Origin of the sequence: Arenimonas caeni (assembly GCF_003024235.1) — a bacterium.
Classification (GTDB): domain Bacteria; phylum Pseudomonadota; class Gammaproteobacteria; order Xanthomonadales; family Xanthomonadaceae; genus Arenimonas; species Arenimonas caeni.
The window spans coordinates 1-16121 of the sequence record NZ_KZ679087.1; the positions used below are offsets into that span (position 1 = coordinate 1).

General features: G+C 65.8%; 29 protein-coding genes. All 29 read left to right on the plus strand.

Annotated features, from left to right (window positions below; genetic code table 11):
* The first annotated feature begins 277 nt into the window (after positions 1-277).
* The 29 genes from rpsJ (at position 278) to C6N40_RS05555 (ending at position 16094) form a co-directional block, all read left to right on the plus strand.
* Complete coding sequence (gene rpsJ, locus C6N40_RS05415; protein ID WP_022968186.1) at positions 278-589, plus strand: 30S ribosomal protein S10; 312 nt, start codon at positions 278-280, stop codon at positions 587-589.
* A gap of 10 nt (positions 590-599) precedes the next feature.
* Complete coding sequence (gene rplC, locus C6N40_RS05420; RefSeq protein WP_106990000.1) at positions 600-1247, plus strand: 50S ribosomal protein L3; 648 nt, start codon at positions 600-602, stop codon at positions 1245-1247.
* A gap of 11 nt (positions 1248-1258) precedes the next feature.
* Complete coding sequence (gene rplD, locus C6N40_RS05425; protein WP_106990001.1) at positions 1259-1861, plus strand: 50S ribosomal protein L4; 603 nt, start codon at positions 1259-1261, stop codon at positions 1859-1861.
* Positions 1858-2154, plus strand: coding sequence for a 50S ribosomal protein L23 (gene rplW, locus C6N40_RS05430; protein ID WP_106990224.1), 297 nt, complete (start codon positions 1858-1860; stop codon positions 2152-2154). The genes rplD and rplW overlap by 4 nt, the downstream gene beginning before the upstream one ends.
* 11 nt (positions 2155-2165) lie before the next feature.
* The gene (gene rplB / locus C6N40_RS05435; RefSeq protein ID WP_106990002.1) at positions 2166-2993 is read left to right on the plus strand and encodes a 50S ribosomal protein L2; all 828 of its coding nucleotides are present in this window, start codon (positions 2166-2168) and stop codon (positions 2991-2993) included.
* 6 nt (positions 2994-2999) lie between these two features.
* A complete protein-coding gene (gene rpsS / locus C6N40_RS05440) occupies positions 3000-3269 on the plus strand; it encodes a 30S ribosomal protein S19 (protein ID WP_106990003.1) in 270 nt (89 codons plus the stop codon).
* An 11-nt stretch (positions 3270-3280) separates the two neighbouring features.
* A complete protein-coding gene (gene rplV / locus C6N40_RS05445) occupies positions 3281-3616 on the plus strand; it encodes a 50S ribosomal protein L22 (RefSeq protein WP_106990004.1) in 336 nt (111 codons plus the stop codon).
* 16 nt (positions 3617-3632) lie between these two features.
* Positions 3633-4334 carry a 30S ribosomal protein S3 gene (rpsC, locus tag C6N40_RS05450; RefSeq protein ID WP_106990005.1) on the plus strand — a complete coding sequence of 234 codons (702 nt, stop codon included), beginning with the start codon at positions 3633-3635 and terminating at the stop codon, positions 4332-4334.
* A gap of 6 nt (positions 4335-4340) precedes the next feature.
* On the plus strand, positions 4341-4754 hold the full coding sequence (gene rplP, locus C6N40_RS05455) for a 50S ribosomal protein L16 (RefSeq protein WP_043805394.1): 414 nt from the start codon (positions 4341-4343) through the stop codon (positions 4752-4754).
* Position 4755: 1 nt separating this feature from the next.
* Positions 4756-4941, plus strand: coding sequence for a 50S ribosomal protein L29 (gene rpmC / locus C6N40_RS05460; protein WP_106990006.1), 186 nt, complete (start codon positions 4756-4758; stop codon positions 4939-4941).
* Between the two features lie 9 nt (positions 4942-4950).
* The gene (rpsQ, locus tag C6N40_RS05465; protein ID WP_106990007.1) at positions 4951-5214 is read left to right on the plus strand and encodes a 30S ribosomal protein S17; all 264 of its coding nucleotides are present in this window, start codon (positions 4951-4953) and stop codon (positions 5212-5214) included.
* 13 nt (positions 5215-5227) lie between these two features.
* Positions 5228-5596, plus strand: coding sequence for a 50S ribosomal protein L14 (gene rplN, locus C6N40_RS05470; protein WP_034213292.1), 369 nt, complete (start codon positions 5228-5230; stop codon positions 5594-5596).
* Positions 5597-5610: 14 nt separating this feature from the next.
* Positions 5611-5925: a 50S ribosomal protein L24 gene (gene rplX / locus C6N40_RS05475; protein WP_106990008.1), complete on the plus strand. Its 315-nt coding sequence runs from the start codon at positions 5611-5613 to the stop codon at positions 5923-5925.
* A gap of 11 nt (positions 5926-5936) precedes the next feature.
* Positions 5937-6476 carry a 50S ribosomal protein L5 gene (gene rplE / locus C6N40_RS05480; protein WP_106990009.1) on the plus strand — a complete coding sequence of 180 codons (540 nt, stop codon included), beginning with the start codon at positions 5937-5939 and terminating at the stop codon, positions 6474-6476.
* A gap of 16 nt (positions 6477-6492) precedes the next feature.
* Positions 6493-6798, plus strand: coding sequence for a 30S ribosomal protein S14 (gene rpsN / locus C6N40_RS05485; protein WP_106990010.1), 306 nt, complete (start codon positions 6493-6495; stop codon positions 6796-6798).
* 73 nt (positions 6799-6871) lie between these two features.
* A complete protein-coding gene (gene rpsH, locus C6N40_RS05490) occupies positions 6872-7267 on the plus strand; it encodes a 30S ribosomal protein S8 (protein ID WP_106990011.1) in 396 nt (131 codons plus the stop codon).
* Positions 7268-7279: 12 nt separating this feature from the next.
* Positions 7280-7807 carry a 50S ribosomal protein L6 gene (gene rplF / locus C6N40_RS05495; protein ID WP_106990012.1) on the plus strand — a complete coding sequence of 176 codons (528 nt, stop codon included), beginning with the start codon at positions 7280-7282 and terminating at the stop codon, positions 7805-7807.
* Positions 7808-7839: 32 nt separating this feature from the next.
* On the plus strand, positions 7840-8193 hold the full coding sequence (gene rplR, locus C6N40_RS05500) for a 50S ribosomal protein L18 (protein WP_106990013.1): 354 nt from the start codon (positions 7840-7842) through the stop codon (positions 8191-8193).
* 88 nt (positions 8194-8281) lie between these two features.
* Positions 8282-8803 carry a 30S ribosomal protein S5 gene (gene rpsE, locus C6N40_RS05505; RefSeq protein ID WP_106990014.1) on the plus strand — a complete coding sequence of 174 codons (522 nt, stop codon included), beginning with the start codon at positions 8282-8284 and terminating at the stop codon, positions 8801-8803.
* Positions 8796-8978 carry a 50S ribosomal protein L30 gene (gene rpmD, locus C6N40_RS05510; protein WP_106990015.1) on the plus strand — a complete coding sequence of 61 codons (183 nt, stop codon included), beginning with the start codon at positions 8796-8798 and terminating at the stop codon, positions 8976-8978. Before rpsE ends, rpmD begins: the two co-directional genes overlap by 8 nt.
* A gap of 20 nt (positions 8979-8998) precedes the next feature.
* The gene (gene rplO, locus C6N40_RS05515; RefSeq protein WP_106990016.1) at positions 8999-9436 is read left to right on the plus strand and encodes a 50S ribosomal protein L15; all 438 of its coding nucleotides are present in this window, start codon (positions 8999-9001) and stop codon (positions 9434-9436) included.
* A 4-nt stretch (positions 9437-9440) separates the two neighbouring features.
* Positions 9441-10817 (plus strand): preprotein translocase subunit SecY, encoded by a 1377-nt coding sequence (secY, locus tag C6N40_RS05520; RefSeq protein WP_106990017.1) that lies wholly within the window; start codon positions 9441-9443, stop codon positions 10815-10817.
* 247 nt (positions 10818-11064) lie between these two features.
* Entirely contained in the window at positions 11065-11421 is a 357-nt protein-coding gene (gene rpsM / locus C6N40_RS05525; protein ID WP_106990018.1) for a 30S ribosomal protein S13, read from the plus strand.
* Between the two features lie 12 nt (positions 11422-11433).
* Positions 11434-11823, plus strand: coding sequence for a 30S ribosomal protein S11 (gene rpsK, locus C6N40_RS05530; RefSeq protein ID WP_034225593.1), 390 nt, complete (start codon positions 11434-11436; stop codon positions 11821-11823).
* Positions 11824-11844: 21 nt separating this feature from the next.
* Positions 11845-12474, plus strand: a complete 630-nt coding sequence (gene rpsD, locus C6N40_RS05535; RefSeq protein ID WP_106990019.1) for a 30S ribosomal protein S4 — start codon at positions 11845-11847, stop codon at positions 12472-12474.
* Positions 12475-12496: 22 nt separating this feature from the next.
* On the plus strand, positions 12497-13492 hold the full coding sequence (locus C6N40_RS05540; protein ID WP_106990020.1) for a DNA-directed RNA polymerase subunit alpha: 996 nt from the start codon (positions 12497-12499) through the stop codon (positions 13490-13492).
* A 29-nt stretch (positions 13493-13521) separates the two neighbouring features.
* Positions 13522-13905 carry a 50S ribosomal protein L17 gene (rplQ, locus tag C6N40_RS05545; RefSeq protein WP_043805373.1) on the plus strand — a complete coding sequence of 128 codons (384 nt, stop codon included), beginning with the start codon at positions 13522-13524 and terminating at the stop codon, positions 13903-13905.
* A 194-nt stretch (positions 13906-14099) separates the two neighbouring features.
* Positions 14100-14609, plus strand: a complete 510-nt coding sequence (locus C6N40_RS05550; protein WP_106990021.1) for a disulfide bond formation protein B — start codon at positions 14100-14102, stop codon at positions 14607-14609.
* A 90-nt stretch (positions 14610-14699) separates the two neighbouring features.
* Positions 14700-16094: a class II 3-deoxy-7-phosphoheptulonate synthase gene (locus C6N40_RS05555; protein ID WP_106990022.1), complete on the plus strand. Its 1395-nt coding sequence runs from the start codon at positions 14700-14702 to the stop codon at positions 16092-16094.
* Positions 16095-16121 lie beyond the last annotated feature (27 nt).

A 16121-nucleotide genomic window follows, 5' to 3' on the forward strand; every position in this document is an offset into this window, starting at 1 on the left:
CGTGGTTGCCAAGATCATCAAGTAAGCGCATAATTCCTGTGTTGAGCCGCCCCTCTGGGCGGCCGGACATACGAAATGAGGGGCAGGACGCCCCTCGTGTTCGCGCCCAGGACGGGCGAAGCTGGTGGATGAATCGCCTGTTTGACAGGCCGGTTTGACACAAGCTATACTTTTTGGCTCGGTGGACCAGTTTTGGTCCGCCGAGTTTGTTTTCCACGGGATCCAGGGCCCCAGGTCCCTGGGTCCGACGCTCTTTACCGTATTCAAGGACATCGCCATGGCGGACCAGAAGATCCGGATTCGGCTCAAGGCCTATGATCATCGCCTGATTGATCGCTCGGCCTCCGAAATCGTGGAGACGGCCAAGCGGACCGGCGCGCAGGTGCGCGGCCCGATCCCGCTGCCGACCAAGATCGAACGCTACACCGTGCTGGTGTCGCCGCACGTCGACAAGGACGCGCGCGACCAGTACGAGACCCGCACCCACAAGCGCGTGCTGGACATCGTTGACCCCAATGACAAGACCGTTGACGCGCTCATGAAGCTCGAGCTCGCGGCCGGCGTCGATGTCCAGATCAAGCTGACCTGAGGCAACCGCCATGACGACCAAAAACATTGGAATCGTGGGCCGCAAGGCGGGCATGAGCCGCCTGTTCACCGAGGATGGCCGCTCCATCCCGGTGACGCTGATCGAAGCCAGCCCCAACCGCATCACCCAGATCAAGACCGTGGAGACCGACGGCTACACCGCCGTGCAGGTCACCGCCGGCGCCAAGCGCGCCGCCCTGGTCAACAAGCCGCTCTCGGGCCACTTCGCCAAGGCGAAGGTCGAGGCCGGTCGTGGCCTGTGGGAGTTCCGCATCGACGACAAGGATGCCGGCAACTTCGAGGTTGGCGGCGAGATCAAGGCCGACATCTTCAGCGTCGGCCAGCTGGTCGACGTCGCTGGCGTGACCAAGGGCAAGGGCTTCCAGGGCACGATCAAGCGCCACAACTTCCGCATGGGCGACGCCACCCACGGTAACTCGCTGTCGCACCGTTCGCCGGGCTCCATCGGCCAGCGCCAGACCCCGGGTCGCGTGTTCCCGGGCAAGAAGATGGCCGGTCACATGGGTGCCGAGCGCCAGAGCATGCAGAACCTGGAAGTGGTCAAGGTCGACGCCGAGCGCGGCCTGATCGCGGTCAAGGGTTCCGTCCCGGGTGCGCCGGGCGGCGACGTGGTCGTTCGCCCCGCGAGCAAAGGTTGAGGAGTTAGATAATGGAACTCGCCGTCATTGGAAGCGGTAAGGCGCTGTCGGTCTCCGACGCCGTCTTCGGCCGCGAATTCAGCGAGGACCTGGTGCACCAGGTGGTTGTTGCTTTCCGCAACGCCGGCCGCTCTGGCACCAAGGCCCAGCTGACCCGCTCGGAAGTGAGCGGTACGACCAAGAAGTTCAAGAAGCAGAAGGGCGGCGGCGCGCGTCACGGCGACTACCGCGCCCCGATCTTCGTCGGCGGTGGCGTCTCGTTCGCCGCCAAGCCGCGCAGCTTCGCCCAGAAGGTCAATCGCAAGATGTACCGCGCCGCCATCTGCGCGATCATCTCGGAGCTCAATCGCCAGGGTCGCCTCAAGGTCGTCGAAGCGTTCGACGTCTCCGAGCCGAAGACCAAGGCCCTGATCGCCAAGCTCGGCGAGATGGGTGTCGAGCGTCCGCTGATCGTCACCGAGGACGCCTCGGAGTCGCTGTACCTCGCCGCGCGCAACGTTCCCTACGTGGAAGTTCGCGACGTGCAGGGTCTCGACCCGGTCGCCCTGGTCGGCGCCGAGAACGTGATCATGACCGCCGAAGCGGTCAAGAAGGTCGAGGAGTGGCTGGCATGAGCAACATCAAGATCCTCGGCGTCCTGCGCGCCCCGCGTGTGTCCGAGAAGACCGCGCGCCTGCAGGAGCAGAGCAACCAGTACGTTTTCGAGGTTGCGCAGACCGCGACGAAGGCCGACGTCAAGTCCGCCGTCGAGTCGCTTTTCAGCGTCAAGGTCGAGGCGGTCAACGTGGTGAACGTGAAGGGCAAGCAGAAGTCCTTCCGCAACCGCGCCGGCCGTCGTGGCGACTGGCGCAAGGCATACGTTCGCCTGGCCGAAGGCCAGTCGATCGACGTGATGGCCAAGGCCTGAGGTAGGAACCCATGGCACTACAGACTTTCAAGCCGACCTCGCCTGGCCGCCGCGCCATGGTGCGCGTCTCCACCGCCGGCCTGCACAAGGGCGGCCCGCTGGAATCGCTGGTCGAGAAGAAGAGCAAGAGCGGCGGCCGTAACAACCACGGTCGCATCACCACCCGCCACATCGGCGGTGGCCACAAGCAGCACTACCGCATCATCGACTTCAAGCGCGACAAGGAGGGCATCCCGGCCCGCGTCGAGCGCGTGGAGTACGATCCGAACCGCACCGCGCACATCGCGCTGCTGTGCTACGCCGACGGCGAGCGCCGCTACATCATCGCGCCCAAGGGTCTGTCCCAGGGTGACCAGGTGATCGCGGGCAAGGACGCGCCGATCAAGACCGGCAACAGCCTGCCGCTGCGCAACATGCCGGTCGGCTCGACCGTGCATTGTGTCGAGATGAAGCCGGGCAAGGGTGCCCAGCTGGCCCGCGCCGCCGGCGCTGGTGCCCAGCTGATCTCCCGCGACGGCGGTTACGCCACCCTGCGCCTTCGCTCCGGCGAGATGCGCAAGGTGCCGGCCGACTGCCGCGCCACCATCGGCGAAGTCGGCAACGTCGAGCACAACCTCGAGAAGCTCGGCAAGGCGGGTGCCAAGCGCTGGCGCGGCGTCAAGCCGACCGTGCGCGGCGCGGCCATGAACCCCGTCGACCACCCGCACGGTGGTGGTGAGGCCAAGGCTGGCCAGGGCAACCCGCACCCGGTGTCCCCGTGGGGCACTCCGGCCAAGGGTTACAAGACGCGCAGCAACAAGCGCACCCAGAAGTTCATCGTGCGCGATCGCAGGGGTTGATAGGCCATGGCACGTTCTCTTAAGAAGGGTCCCTTCATCGACCACCACCTCGTCAAGAAGGTGGAGGCCGCGCAGGGCAGCAGCAAGAAGCCGATCAAGACCTGGTCGCGTCGTTCCATGGTCTCTCCTGACATGGTGGGTCTGACCATTGCCATCCACAACGGCAAGGTCCACATCCCCGTGCTCGTGAACGAGAACATGGTGGGCCACAAGCTCGGCGAGTTCGCCCTCACCCGGACCTTCAAGGGTCACGGCGGCGACAAGAAGTCGAAGTAAGGAGCATGACTATGGAAGCCAAAGCCATCCTCCGCACGGCCCGCATCTCTCCGCAGAAGGCCCGCCTGGTCGCCGACCAGATCCGCGGCATGGACGCCTCGCGCGCCCACGAACTGCTGAAGTTCTCGGACAAGAAGGCCGCCCACCTCATCGGCAAGGTCCTGTACTCGGCGATCTCCAATGCCGAGAACAACCTCGGCGCTGACATCGACGAGCTCAAGGTCACGACCGTCATGGTCGACGAGGGCCCGGTCCTGAAGCGCTTCATGGCCCGCGCCAAGGGTCGCGGCACCCGCATCCTCAAGCGCACCAGCCACATCACCGTGGCCGTGGGCTCGGGCAAGTAAGGCAGGGACGACAAACATGGGTCACAAAGTTCATCCGACCGGAATCCGCCTGGGCATCGCCAAGGACTGGAATTCCAAGTGGTTCGCCAACAAGCGCGAGTATGCGCAGTACCTGACCTCGGACCTGAAGGTCCGTGAGATGCTGCGCAAGAAGCTCGCCCAGGCGGGCATCTCCAAGATCCTGATCGAGCGCCCCTCCAAGAGCGCCCGCGTCACCATCCACTCGGCGCGTCCGGGCGTGGTGATCGGCAAGCGCGGTGAGGACATCGAGAAGCTGCGCAAGGAAGTTTCGGACATCATGGGCGTTCCGGCGCACATCAATGTCTCCGAGGTCCGCAAGCCGGAGCTCGACGCCCAGCTGGTGGCCGAATCGATCGCGCAGCAGCTCGAGCGCCGCATCATGTTCCGCCGCGCGATGAAGCGCGCCGTCGGCAACGCGATGCGCCTGGGTGCCCTGGGCATCAAGGTCAACGTCGCCGGCCGCCTGAACGGTGCCGAGATCGCGCGTTCGGAGTGGTACCGCGAGGGCCGCGTGCCCCTGCACACGCTGCGTGCCGACATCGACTACGGCTTTGCCGAGGCGTCCACCACCTACGGCATCATCGGTGTCAAGGTGTGGGTCTACAAGGGCGAAGTCTTTGACTTCAGCCAGGTCGGCCAGGAAAAGGCGGAAGAGCGCTCCGAGCGCCCGTCCCGTCCGGCCAAGGAAGCGAGGTAATCCGCCATGCTGCAACCCAAGCGAACCAAGTACCGCAAGGTCTTCAAGGGCCGCAACGACGGCCTGAGCTGGAACGGCTCGGCGGTCAGCTTCGGCGAGTTCGGCCTCAAGGCCACCTCGCACGGCCAGCTGACCGCGCGCCAGATCGAGGCTGCGCGCCGTTCGATCAGCCGTTACGTCAAGCGTGGCGGCAAGATGTGGATCCGCGTGTTCCCGGACAAGCCGATCACCAAGAAGCCGATCGAAGTGCGAATGGGCGCCGGTAAGGGCAACGTCGAATACTGGGTGGCCCAGATCGCGCCTGGCCGCATGATCTACGAGATCGAGGGCGTTGACGAGGCGACTGCGCGCGAGGCGTTCCGCCTGGCCGCCGCCAAGCTCTCGGTCACCACCACTTTCGTGACCCGGACGGTGCGCTGACATGGAATTCAAGGAACTGCGTAACAAATCCGAGGCCGAGCTGAAGGCCCACCTGCTGGACCTGCACAAGGAACAGTTCGCCCTGCGCATGCAGAAGGCGACTGGGCAGCTGGGCCAGCCCCACAACATCAAGCGGGTCCGTCGCGAAATCGCGCAGACGATGACCCTGCTGACCCAGAAGAAGTAAGGGCGAGCCATGAGCGATAATGCCAACCCGCTGCGCACGGTCGAAGGCCGGGTCGTCAGCAACAAGATGAACAAGACGGTGACGGTGCTCGTGGAGCGCCAGGTCAAGCACGCGCTGTACGGCAAGTACATCAAGCGCTCGACCAAGCTGCACGCCCACGACGAGGACAACGCCTGCAACGAAGGCGACGTCGTCCGCGTGACCGAGTGCCGCCCGATGTCCAAGACCAAGAACTGGCGCGTGGTGGAAGTCATCACCCCGGCTGCGAAGTAAGGAGGCCCAGGCAATGATCCAGGTACAGAGCTACCTCGAGGCCGCCGACAACTCCGGCGCCAAGGAAATGATGTGCATCAAGGTGCTCGGCGGCTCCAAGCGCCGTTACGCGCACATTGGCGACATCATCAAGGTCACCGTCAAGGACGCGATCCCGCGTGGCAAGGTCAAGAAGGGCGAGGTCTACGACGCCGTCGTGGTCCGCACCCGTTCGGGCGTTCGCCGTGCCGATGGCTCGCTGATCCGCTTCGACGGCAACGCCGCCGTCCTGCTCAACAACAAGCAGGAGCCGATCGGCACCCGCATCTTCGGGCCCGTGACCCGTGAGCTTCGTTCCGAGAAGTTCATGAAGATCGTGTCGCTCGCTCCCGAAGTGATCTGAGGGAAGGAACAGACATGAACCGTATTCGCAAGGGCGACCAGGTGATCGTGATCGCCGGTGCCGACAAGGGCAAGAAGGGTGAGGTTGTTCGCGTCGCGGGCGACAAGGTCGTCGTGCAGAACATCAACATCATCAAGCGCCACACCAAGCCGAATCCGCAGGCGAACATCGCCGGCGGCATCGTCGAGCGCGAGGCGCCGCTCCACATTTCCAACGTGATGCTGTTCAACCAGGCCTCGGGCAAGGGTGAGCGCATTGGTTTCAAGGTGCTCGAGGATGGACGCAAAGTGCGTGTGTTCCGCTCGAGCGGTGAGGCGATCGACGCCTGAGGAATGATGCCATGACCCGGCTTGAGAAGATTTACAAGGAAGACGTCGTGCCGAAGCTCATCGAGCGCTTCGGTTACAAGAACGTGATGCAGGTCCCGCGCATCACCAAGATCACGCTGAACATGGGCGTGGGCGAGGCTGTGGGCAACAAGAAGATCCTGGAAAATGCCGTTGCCGACATGACCAAGATCTCCGGCCAGAAGCCGATCACCACCAACGCCCGCGTTTCGGTGGCCAGCTTCAAGATCCGCGACGGCTGGCCGATCGGCGCCAAGGTGACCCTGCGTCGCGCCAAGATGTACGAGTTCCTTGATCGCCTGATCAACGTCTCGCTGCCGCGCGTCCGCGACTTCCGCGGCGTGTCGCCGCGTTCGTTCGACGGTCGTGGCAACTACAACATGGGCGTCAAGGAGCAGATCATCTTCCCGGAGATCGACTTCGACGCCGTGGACGCCATGCGTGGCATGGACATCGCCATCACCACCACGGCGAAGACCAACGAGGAAGCCAAGGCGCTGCTCGAGGCCTTCAACTTCCCGTTCCGTAACTGATCCAAGGAAACGAATCATGGCCAAGACGTCGATGGTGAACCGCGACATCAAGCGCAAGAAGCTGGTCGCCAAGTACGCCAACAAGCGCCAGGAGCTGAAGAAGGTCCTCGCCAGCGCCACCGCCTCCTACGAGGAGAAGATGGACGCCTCGGCGAAGCTGCAGAAGCTGCCGCGCGACTCGAGCGCGAGCCGCGTGCGCAACCGCTGCGAGCTGACCGGTCGTTCGCGTGGCGTGTACAAGAAGTTCGGCCTCGGCCGCAACAAGCTGCGCGAGGCCACCATGCGTGGCGACGTGCCCGGCCTGCGCAAGGCCAGCTGGTAATCGCCTGTCCCCCGCGCAGCGGGGGGCTCGCGGATATCGGTGCTCCCAACACCTGGAAACAAGGTAATAGAAAATGAGCATGACTGATCCCATCGCCGACATGCTGGTGCGCATCAAGAACGCGCTGGCCGTTGGCAAGCCGCAGGTTTCCATGCCTGCTTCCAAGATGAAGCTGGCCATCGCCGGCGTCCTGAAGTCCGAGGGTTACATCGGCGACTTCCGCGTGAGCGGCGAGGGCGCCAAGGCCAAGCTCGAGATTTCCCTGAAGTACTACGAGGGCAAGCCGGTGATCGAGCGCCTCGAGCGCGTCTCCCGTTCGGGCCTGCGCCAGTACAAGGGCAAGGACGAGCTGCCGAAGGTGCTCGCCGGCCTCGGCGTCGCCATCATCTCTACTTCGAAGGGTCTGATGACCGATCGCCAGGCCCGCGCTGCGGGCGTGGGCGGCGAAGTCATCTGCCTCGTGGCCTAAGGAGACGCACCCATGTCCCGCGTTGCCAAGAAGCCGATCTCGCTCCCGAAGGGCGTCGAGTTCAATGTTTCCAACGACCAGGTCACCGTCAAGGGCCCGAAGGGCACCCTGAGCCTGGCCAAGCCCACCGGCGTCGAGTTCAAGGTCGACAACGGCGTGCTGCAGCTTTCCGCCGCCGACCCGGCCAACGTGCCGATGGCCGGCACCGCCCGCGCCATCCTGGCCAACATGGTCACCGGCGTGTCGGAAGGTTTCACCCGCAAGCTCGAGCTGGTCGGCGTGGGTTACCGCGCCGCCATGCAGGGCAAGGACTTGAGCCTCAGCCTGGGCTTCTCGCACCCGGTCGTGTTCGTGGCCCCGGAAGGCATCACCCTGGCCACCCCGACCCAGACTGAAGTCCTGGTCACCGGTGCCGACAAGCAGATGGTGGGCGAGGTCGCGGCCAAGATCCGCGCCTTCCGCAAGCCCGAGCCGTACAAGGGCAAGGGCATCCGCTATTCCGGCGAGAAGATCATCATGAAGGAAGCCAAGAAGGCCTGATAGGCACTTCAGCTTCCCAAAGGTAAAAGACCATGGACAAGAACACCGCCCGTCTCCGCCGCGCCAAGTCGACCCGCGCGCACATCCGCAAGCTCGGCGTCGCCCGCCTGTCCGTGCTGCGCACGGGCCAGCACATCTACGCCCAGCTGTTCTCGGCCGATGGCTCCAAGGTGCTGGCTGCGGCCTCCACCGTGCAGGCCGACGTCAAGGACGGCCTGAAGGGCAGCAAGAACATCGAAGCCGCCGCCAAGGTTGGCCGCACCATCGCCGCCAAGGCGCTGGCCGCGGGCATCGAAAAGGTTGCCTTCGACCGTTCGGGCTACCGTTACCACGGCCGCGTCAAGGCGCTGGCCGATGCCGCCCGCGAGGCCGGCCTGCAGTTCTGAGCCCCGCCCGCCTGGGCGAGGGCTTGGTTTTCCAGATCCAACCACAACCATAAGCGGCCAAAGGCCGTAAGCAAACCCAGGAATCCACATGAGCAGCAACGAGCGCAATCGCAATCGCGAGGAAAGCGACGACGGCTTCATCGAGAAGCTGGTCGCGGTCAATCGCGTTTCCAAGACCGTCAAGGGCGGTCGCCAGTTCACCTTCACCGCGCTGACCGTCGTCGGCGACGGCGCGGGCAAGGTCGGCTTCGGCTACGGCAAGGCCCGCGAGGTCCCGGTCGCCATCCAGAAGTCGATGGAGTACGCCCGCAAGGCGATGGTCTCCGTCGACCTCGACAACGGCACCCTGTTCCACCCGGTGAAGGCCAACCACGGCGCCGCCCGCGTCTACATGCAGCCGGCCTCCGAGGGTACCGGCGTGATCGCCGGCGGTGCCATGCGCGCCGTGCTCGAGGCGGTCGGCGTGAAGAACGTGCTGGCCAAGGCCGTGGGTTCGCGCAACCCGATCAACCTGGTCCGCGCCACCGTCAAGGGCCTGGCCGCGACCCAGTCGCCGGCCCGCATCGCCGCCAAGCGCGGCAAGAAGATCGAGGAGATCCTCAATGGCTGAGAAGACCGTCAAAGTCCGCCTGGTCAAGGGCCTGCGCGGCTGCCAGGAGCGCCACCGCGTGTCGGTCCGCGCCCTGGGCCTGAACAAGGTCAATGACGTCCGCGAGCTCAAGGACTCCCCGTCCGTGCGCGGCCTGATCAACCAAGTGCATTACCTGGTGCGCGTCGAGTCCTGAGCGCCCCGAGGAGAACCCATATGAAGCTCAATTCCCTCAAGCCCGCCGACGGCGCCCGCAAGGATCGCGTCCGCGTTGGTCGCGGCATCGGCTCCGGCCTCGGCAAGACCGCTGGCCGCGGCCACAAGGGCTCCTACGCCCGCACCGGCAAGGGCAAGATCAAGCCCGGCTTCGAAGGCGGCCAGATGCCCATGCAGCGTCGCCTGCCGAAGATCGGCTTCCGCTCGCAGATCAAGAAGGACACCGCCGAGGTGCTCCTGTACCAGCTGGACAAGCTCGAGGCCGGCGAGATCGATTTCGCCGCCCTGCGCGCCGCCAAGCTGGTGCCGTCCACCGCCAAGCAGGCGAAGGTCGTCAAGAAGGGCGAGCTGACCAAGAAGTTCGTGCTCAAGGGCGTGCTTGCCACGGCCGGCGCGAAGGCTGCCATCGAGGCTGCCGGCGGCAGCGTGACGGAGTAAAGCCTTGGCCCAGTCTCCTTCCGCAGCAGCTTCCCTGGGCGGGCTCGGTAAGTTCACCGAGCTCCGCCAGCGCCTGGTCTTCGTGCTCCTGGCGCTGGTCGTGTATCGCATCGGCAGCTACATCCCGGTGCCGGGCATCGATCCGCAGCGGATGCTGGAGCTGATGGAGAGCCAGCAGGGCACCATCGTGGACATGTTCAACATGTTCTCCGGTGGCGCCCTGAACCGGTTCAGCCTGTTCGCGCTCAACGTCATCCCGTACATCTCGTCCTCGATCATCGTCCAGCTCATGGGCCAGATCTACGAGCCCTGGAAGGCGATGAAGAAGGAGGGCGAGAGCGGTCGCCGCAAGCTGACACAATACTCGCGCGTCGGCGCCGTGGCCCTGGCCATCGTCCAGGCCGGTTCGATCGCCTCGATGCTCCAGCAGCAGCCGGGCGTGGTCTACCAGCCGGGCATCGGTTTCGTGCTCACCGCCATCGTGGCGCTCACCGCCGGCACCATCTTCCTGATGTGGCTGGGCGAGCAGATCACCGAGCGCGGCGTCGGCAACGGCATCTCCCTGATCATCTTCGCCGGTATCGTGGCGAGCCTGCCGGGCGCCGTCGTCGGCACCTTCCAGCAGGTGGCCAGCGGCGAGCTGAGCGGCTTCGCGATCCTGGTGATCGTGGCCCTGGTGCTCGGCGTGACCTACTTCGTCGTGTTCATGGAGCGCGGCCAGCGCCGCATCACCGTGAACTACGCGCGTCGCCAGGGTGGCCGCCAGGCCTACATGAACCAGAGCTCGCACCTGCCGCTCAAGCTCAACATGGCTGGCGTCATTCCGGCGATCTTCGCGTCGAGCCTGATCATGTTCCCGGCGACCATGGTCCAGTGGTTCGGGCAGGGCGGCACCGCGCCGACCGATGGCGGCTGGCGCGACCAGCTCAACCTGTTCCTGCAGAACCTGAGCCAGGCCCTGGCCCCGAGCGAGCCGCTGCACATGCTGCTCTACGGCGCCATGATCATGGGCTTCGCGTTCTTCTACACGGCCCTGGTCTTCAATTCCCAGGAGACCGCGGACAACCTCAAGAAGTCCGGCGCCCTGGTGCCGGGCATCCGGCCGGGCAAGGCCACCGCCGACTACATCGACGGCGTGCTGACCCGGCTTACCCTGATCGGCTCGATCTACCTGGTGCTGGTCTGCCTCCTGCCGGAGGTGATCCGTGCCTTCTGGTCGGTGCCGTTCTACTTCGGTGGCACCTCGCTGCTGATCGTGGTCGTGGTGGTGATGGATTTCACCGCCCAGGTGCAGGCGCACCTGATGTCGCACCAGTACGAGGGCCTGATGAAGAAGGCCAATTTGAAGGGTGGCTCCCGCGGCGGTCTGACCCGCGGCTGAGAGTCACGCACAATGGGCGGTCCGCGCGGCAGCTTGGCGCGCGGATGAACCAGCCCCCGTCCCTGCGCTGGAGTAGCGCGGGGCGCCCGGACCGCAAGGGAAGGGCAGGGGCCGGTTCGTCGCCGGAGCATGGGCACACTCCCCATGCCGGGTTCCGGGGCCATTTGGCCCGGGGGCTACAATTTAACCCCAAGCTAATGTATTATTTCCGATTCACTGCGCTCAATTTTTGTTTGGAGATCGCCTGATGGCGCGCATCGCGGGTGTCAACCTGCCTGTCCAGAAGCATGTCTGGGTGGGCCTGCAGAGTATCTTTGGCATCGGCCGTACCCGGTCGAAGCTCGTTTGCGAGGCGGCTGGTGTCGCCCCGTCCACCAAGATCCGGGACCTGTCGGAGCCTGAAATCGAGCGCATCCGCGCCGAAGTGGCCAAGTACACGGTCGAGGGCGACCTTCGTCGCGAGGTCGGTATGTCGATCAAGCGTCTGATGGACCTGGGCTGCTATCGCGGCCTGCGCCACCGTCGTGGCCTGCCGATGCGCGGCCAGCGCACCCGTACCAATGCCCGCACCCGCAAGGGTCCGCGCAAAGCCATCAAGAAGTAAGGACCTGGCCCCATGAATAAGCCGGCTACCAAGACGAAGAAGAAGATCAAGCGCGTCGTCACCGACGGCATCGCGCATGTCCACGCTTCGTTCAACAACACCATCGTGACCATCACCGACCGCCAGGGCAATGCGCTGTCGTGGGCTACCTCGGGCGGCGCGGGTTTCCGCGGTTCCCGCAAGTCCACCCCGTTCGCCGCCCAGGTCGCCGCCGAAAAGGCCGGCAAGGTCGCGCTTGAGTACGGCGTGAAGACGCTGGAAGTCCGCATCAAGGGCCCCGGCCCGGGCCGTGAGTCGGCCGTGCGTTCGCTCAATGCCTGCGGTTACAAGATCACCAACATCATCGACGTCACCCCGATCCCGCACAACGGGTGCCGGCCGCCGAAGAAGCGCCGCGTCTAACGGGAACAGGAGACTACACACATGGCTCGTTATATCGGTCCCACCTGTAAGCTCGCCCGCCGCGAAGGCGCCGACCTTTCCCTGAAGTCGCCGGCCCGCGCGATCGACTCGAAGTGCAAGCTCGAGCAGAAGCCCGGCCAGCACGGCGCCGTCGCCAAGCGCGGCAAGCTGTCCGACTACGCCAACCAGCTGCGCGAGAAGCAGAAGGTCAAGCGCATCTACGGCCTGCTGGAGCGCCAGTTCCGCAATTACTACAAGAAGGCCTCGACCAAGAAGGGCAACACCGGCGAGATGCTGCTGCAGATGCTCGAGCAGCGCCTCGACAACGTCGTCTACCGCATGGGCTTCGCGGTCACCCGTCCGCAGGCCCGCCAGCTGGTCTCGCACAAGGGCGTGCTGGTGAACGGCAAGGCCGTGAACCTGCCCTCGTACCAGGTCAAGGCCGGTGACAGCATCGCCCTGACCGAGCGCGCCCAGAAGCACCTCAACGTCCAGGAAGCCGTCACGCTCTCGCAGCAGATGGACCTGGTGCCGAGCTGGTGCGAAGTCGACGCCAAGAAGTTCGCCGGCGTCTTCAAGGCCGTCCCGGATCGCGCCGACCTGCCCTCGGACATCAATGAAGCGCTGATCGTCGAGCTGTACTCGAAGTAATCCTCCAGGAGACACCTTGACCATGACGGTTACCGCCACCCAGGTGCTGCGCCCGCGCGGCCCGCACATCGAACGCCTCGGTTCCAACCGCGCCAAGGTGGTCATCGAGCCGCTGGAGCGCGGCTACGGCCACACGCTGGGCAACGCCCTGCGTCGCGTGCTGCTCTCGTCCATCCCCGGCTTCGCCATCACGGAAGTCGAGATTGACGGCGTGCTCCACGAGTACACCACCGTCGAGGGCCTGCAGGAGGACGTGCTTGAAGTCCTGCTCAACCTCAAGGACGTGGCCATCCGCATGCACAACGTGGACCACACCACGCTGAGCCTGCAGAAGAAGGGCCCGGGCGTCGTCACCGCCGGCGACATCAAGACCGACCACAACGTCGAGATCATCAATCCCGACCACGTGATCTGCACCCTGACCAAGGACACGGCGCTGAACATGCGCCTGAAGATCGAGCGCGGTTTCGGCTACCAGCCGGCCGCCGATCGCCGCCGCCCGGACGAAGAGTCCCGGGCGATCGGTCGCCTGGTCCTGGACGCCACGTTCTCGCCGGTCCGCCGCGTCGCCTACGCCGTCGAGGCCGCCCGCGTCGAGCAGCGCACCGACCTGGACAAGCTGGTGCTCGAGATCGAGACCAACGGCACCATCGATGCCGAGGACGCGATCCGTACCGCCGCCGACATCCTGACCGACCAGCTCTCGGTGTTCGGTGACTTCACCCAGCGCGAGCGCGGCCCGGCCAAGACCACGGCCTCGGGCGTCGACCCGGTGCTCCTGCGCCCGATCGACGACCTCGAGCTGACGGTGCGTTCGGCCAACTGCCTCAAGGCCGAGAACATCTACTACATCGGCGACCTGATCCAGCGTACCGAGGTCGAGCTGCTCAAGACCCCGAACCTTGGCAAGAAGTCGCTCACCGAGATCAAGGAAGTCCTCGCCCAGCGCGGCCTTTCCCTCGGCATGAAGCTGGAGAACTGGCCGCCGGCCGGTCTGCAGCAGGGCATGCTGGGCTGAGCCCGGAATTCACTTAAGGAAACACGACCATGCGCCACCAGAAATCCGGCCGCAAGTTCAGCCGCACCAGCGCCCATCGCGAAGCGATGTTCAGCAACATGGCTGCGTCCCTGATCAAGCACGAGCTGATCCGTACCACCCTGCCGAAGGCGAAGGAACTTCGCCGCGTCGCCGAGCCGCTGATCACCATCGGCAAGACCGACGGCGTCGCCAACCGCCGCCTCGCCATGTCGCGCCTGCGTGACAAGGAAGCGGTGGGCAAGCTGTTCGTCGAGCTGGGCCCGCGTTACCAGGCCCGTCCCGGCGGCTACCTGCGCATCCTCAAGTGCGGCTTCCGTCCGGGCGACAACGCCCCGATGGCTTACGTCGAGCTGGTGGACCGCCCGCAGGCGGCCACCGAAGCGGCCGAGTAAGGCCTGCTCGCAAGGCAAGACCCCAGGACCCCGGCCCCGGCCGGGGTCCTGCGTTATGGGGTCAGGTTCAATTTTCCCCGATGCAGCGCGAGGGCCGGCGGGCCGCGGGGGAAAATTGAACCTGACCCCTTCCTGGAACTTCGCCGCCGGGCTGTGGTCGGTTACGCTGACGCCTCCGCCAACGCACGCCACCCATGAACGCCAATCCTTTCACCTGGGGCTTCCGGGCCCAGTACCTCACCGGCTTCCTGCTGTGCGTGGCCCTGCTTGCGTACGCCCTGTACGTCCAGTTCGGCATGCTGATGGCGCCGTGCCCGCTTTGCATCCTGCAGCGCATCGCCTTCGCGGCCATGGGCCTGGCCTTCCTGGCCGGTGGCCTGCATGCGCCGAAGGGGCAGTGGGGCCGCCGCATTTACGGCCTGCTGGTGTTCCTGCCTGCCGCTGCCGGCGCCGGCGTGGCCGGCCGCCACGTGTGGCTGCAGTCGCTGCCGCCGAGCGACGTGCCGCTGTGCAGCTCGATGGGCCTTGAATACATGATCGAGGCCCAGGGGCCGTTCAAGGCGCTCTCGAGCGTCCTGGCCGGCTCCGGCGAGTGCGCCAAGGTCGACTGGACTTTCCTCGGCCTGTCCATGCCCACCTGGACCCTCGCCTGGTTCGTCGGCCTCGGCGTGGCCGCCCTCTGGGCCGGCTGGCGCCGCCGCTGATTCGTTTCGTCGCGTCGCCTGCACGGGGGCCTCGCGACCCCTGTGGCATCATCACCGTGCACCCACCCCAAGAGCACGGATGATCCCCGCATGAGCGCCCCCGACCGCAACCTGCAAACCGTTTCGACTCCCGGCGACTGGACGCCGGCGAGCTGGCGGTCGCGGCCGGCCGCGCAGCAGCCCGTGTATCCCGATGCCGGCGCCCTGGCCGAGGTCGAGGACGAACTCAGCCGGCTGCCGCCGCTGGTGACGTCCTGGGAGATCCTCTCGCTCAAGAAGCAGCTGGCCGAAGCCCAGGAAGGCAAGCGCTTCCTGCTGCAGGGCGGCGACTGCGCCGAATCCTTCGCCGACTGCGAGTCCGCCCTGGTCTCGAACCGGCTCAAGGTGCTGCTGCAGATGAGCCTGGTGCTGGTGCACGGCCTGCGCCTGCCGGTGGTCCGCGTGGGCCGCTTCGCCGGCCAGTACGCCAAGCCACGCTCGGCCGACATGGAGGAAAAGGATGGCGTCGCGCTGCCGAGCTACCGCGGCGACTTCATCAACCGCCCGGAATTCGAGGCGGCCGCGCGCACGCCGGATCCGCGCCGCATGGTCAAGGGCCACGCGCGTTCGGCGATGACGATGAACTTCGTGCGGGCCCTGATCGACGGCGGCTTCGCCGACCTGCACCACCCGGAATACTGGGACCTGGGCTGGGTCGGCCATTCCCCGCTGTCGGAGGAATACCAGCGCATGGTGGCCGCCGTCGGCGACGCGGTCCGCTTCATGGAGACCATCTCCGGCGAGGCCCTGCACAACCTCAACCGCGCCGACTTCTACACCTCGCACGAGGCCCTGCTGCTGCCCTACGAGCAGGCGCTCACCCGCCAGGTGCCGCGCCAGTGGGGCTGGTTCAACCTCTCCACCCACTTCCCGTGGATCGGCATGCGCACGGCCTCGCTCGAGGGCGCGCACGTGGAGTATTTCCGCGGCCTGCGCAACCCGGTCGCGGTCAAGATCGGCCCCTCGGTCACGCCCGACCAGCTGATGAGGCTGGTGGACGTGCTCAACCCGGCCGACGAGCCGGGCCGTCTGGCGCTGATCCACCGCATGGGCGCGACCCAGGTCGCCGACAAGCTGCCGCCGCTGCTCGACGCGGTGCGGCGCGAGGGCCGGCGCGTGCTCTGGATCTGCGACCCGATGCACGGCAACACCGAAAGCGCCAGCAATGGCTTCAAGACCCGCCGTTTCGCCAACATCCGCGGCGAACTCGAGGCGGCCTTCGAACTGCACGCCGCGGCCGGCACCCGCCTTGGCGGCGTGCACCTGGAGCTCACCGGCGAGAACGTCACCGAGTGCACCGGCGGCGCCCGGGAGCTCACCGACGCCGACCTGTCGCTCGCCTATCGCTCCACGGTCGACCCGCGCCTGAACTACGAGCAGTCGCTCGAGATCGCCATGCTGATCGTGCGCAAGCAGTCGAGCCTGGTGCGCCCGTTCGCGTCCTGAGCGGGCCCAAGAAGGGGCGGGGAGGGG

Excerpts from the sequence above, each read along its gene's own strand:
- rplR (WP_106990013.1), top strand. The coding sequence starts at position 7,840 with ATGGACAAGAACACCGCCCGTCTCCGCCGCGCCAAGTCGACCCGCGCG.
- rpsK (WP_034225593.1), top strand. The coding sequence starts at position 11,434 with ATGAATAAGCCGGCTACCAAGACGAAGAAGAAGATCAAGCGCGTCGTC.
- C6N40_RS05540 (WP_106990020.1), top strand. The coding sequence starts at position 12,497 with ATGACGGTTACCGCCACCCAGGTGCTGCGCCCGCGCGGCCCGCACATC.
- rplQ (WP_043805373.1), top strand. The coding sequence starts at position 13,522 with ATGCGCCACCAGAAATCCGGCCGCAAGTTCAGCCGCACCAGCGCCCAT.
- rpsN (WP_106990010.1), top strand. The coding sequence starts at position 6,493 with ATGGCCAAGACGTCGATGGTGAACCGCGACATCAAGCGCAAGAAGCTG.
- rpsD (WP_106990019.1), top strand. The coding sequence starts at position 11,845 with ATGGCTCGTTATATCGGTCCCACCTGTAAGCTCGCCCGCCGCGAAGGC.
- rplD (WP_106990001.1), top strand. The coding sequence starts at position 1,259 with ATGGAACTCGCCGTCATTGGAAGCGGTAAGGCGCTGTCGGTCTCCGAC.
- rplX (WP_106990008.1), top strand. The coding sequence starts at position 5,611 with ATGAACCGTATTCGCAAGGGCGACCAGGTGATCGTGATCGCCGGTGCC.
- rpsC (WP_106990005.1), top strand. The coding sequence starts at position 3,633 with ATGGGTCACAAAGTTCATCCGACCGGAATCCGCCTGGGCATCGCCAAG.
- rpmD (WP_106990015.1), top strand. The coding sequence starts at position 8,796 with ATGGCTGAGAAGACCGTCAAAGTCCGCCTGGTCAAGGGCCTGCGCGGC.
- rpsE (WP_106990014.1), top strand. The coding sequence starts at position 8,282 with ATGAGCAGCAACGAGCGCAATCGCAATCGCGAGGAAAGCGACGACGGC.
- rpsJ (WP_022968186.1), top strand. The coding sequence starts at position 278 with ATGGCGGACCAGAAGATCCGGATTCGGCTCAAGGCCTATGATCATCGC.
- rplB (WP_106990002.1), top strand. The coding sequence starts at position 2,166 with ATGGCACTACAGACTTTCAAGCCGACCTCGCCTGGCCGCCGCGCCATG.
- rpsQ (WP_106990007.1), top strand. The coding sequence starts at position 4,951 with ATGAGCGATAATGCCAACCCGCTGCGCACGGTCGAAGGCCGGGTCGTC.
- rpsH (WP_106990011.1), top strand. The coding sequence starts at position 6,872 with ATGAGCATGACTGATCCCATCGCCGACATGCTGGTGCGCATCAAGAAC.
- rplW (WP_106990224.1), top strand. The coding sequence starts at position 1,858 with ATGAGCAACATCAAGATCCTCGGCGTCCTGCGCGCCCCGCGTGTGTCC.
- rplN (WP_034213292.1), top strand. The coding sequence starts at position 5,228 with ATGATCCAGGTACAGAGCTACCTCGAGGCCGCCGACAACTCCGGCGCC.
- rpsS (WP_106990003.1), top strand. The coding sequence starts at position 3,000 with ATGGCACGTTCTCTTAAGAAGGGTCCCTTCATCGACCACCACCTCGTC.
- rplV (WP_106990004.1), top strand. The coding sequence starts at position 3,281 with ATGGAAGCCAAAGCCATCCTCCGCACGGCCCGCATCTCTCCGCAGAAG.
- rplC (WP_106990000.1), top strand. The coding sequence starts at position 600 with ATGACGACCAAAAACATTGGAATCGTGGGCCGCAAGGCGGGCATGAGC.
- rplO (WP_106990016.1), top strand. The coding sequence starts at position 8,999 with ATGAAGCTCAATTCCCTCAAGCCCGCCGACGGCGCCCGCAAGGATCGC.
- C6N40_RS05550 (WP_106990021.1), top strand. The coding sequence starts at position 14,100 with ATGAACGCCAATCCTTTCACCTGGGGCTTCCGGGCCCAGTACCTCACC.
- rplP (WP_043805394.1), top strand. The coding sequence starts at position 4,341 with ATGCTGCAACCCAAGCGAACCAAGTACCGCAAGGTCTTCAAGGGCCGC.
- rplF (WP_106990012.1), top strand. The coding sequence starts at position 7,280 with ATGTCCCGCGTTGCCAAGAAGCCGATCTCGCTCCCGAAGGGCGTCGAG.
- rplE (WP_106990009.1), top strand. The coding sequence starts at position 5,937 with ATGACCCGGCTTGAGAAGATTTACAAGGAAGACGTCGTGCCGAAGCTC.
- rpmC (WP_106990006.1), top strand. The coding sequence starts at position 4,756 with ATGGAATTCAAGGAACTGCGTAACAAATCCGAGGCCGAGCTGAAGGCC.
- rpsM (WP_106990018.1), top strand. The coding sequence starts at position 11,065 with ATGGCGCGCATCGCGGGTGTCAACCTGCCTGTCCAGAAGCATGTCTGG.
- C6N40_RS05555 (WP_106990022.1), top strand. The coding sequence starts at position 14,700 with ATGAGCGCCCCCGACCGCAACCTGCAAACCGTTTCGACTCCCGGCGAC.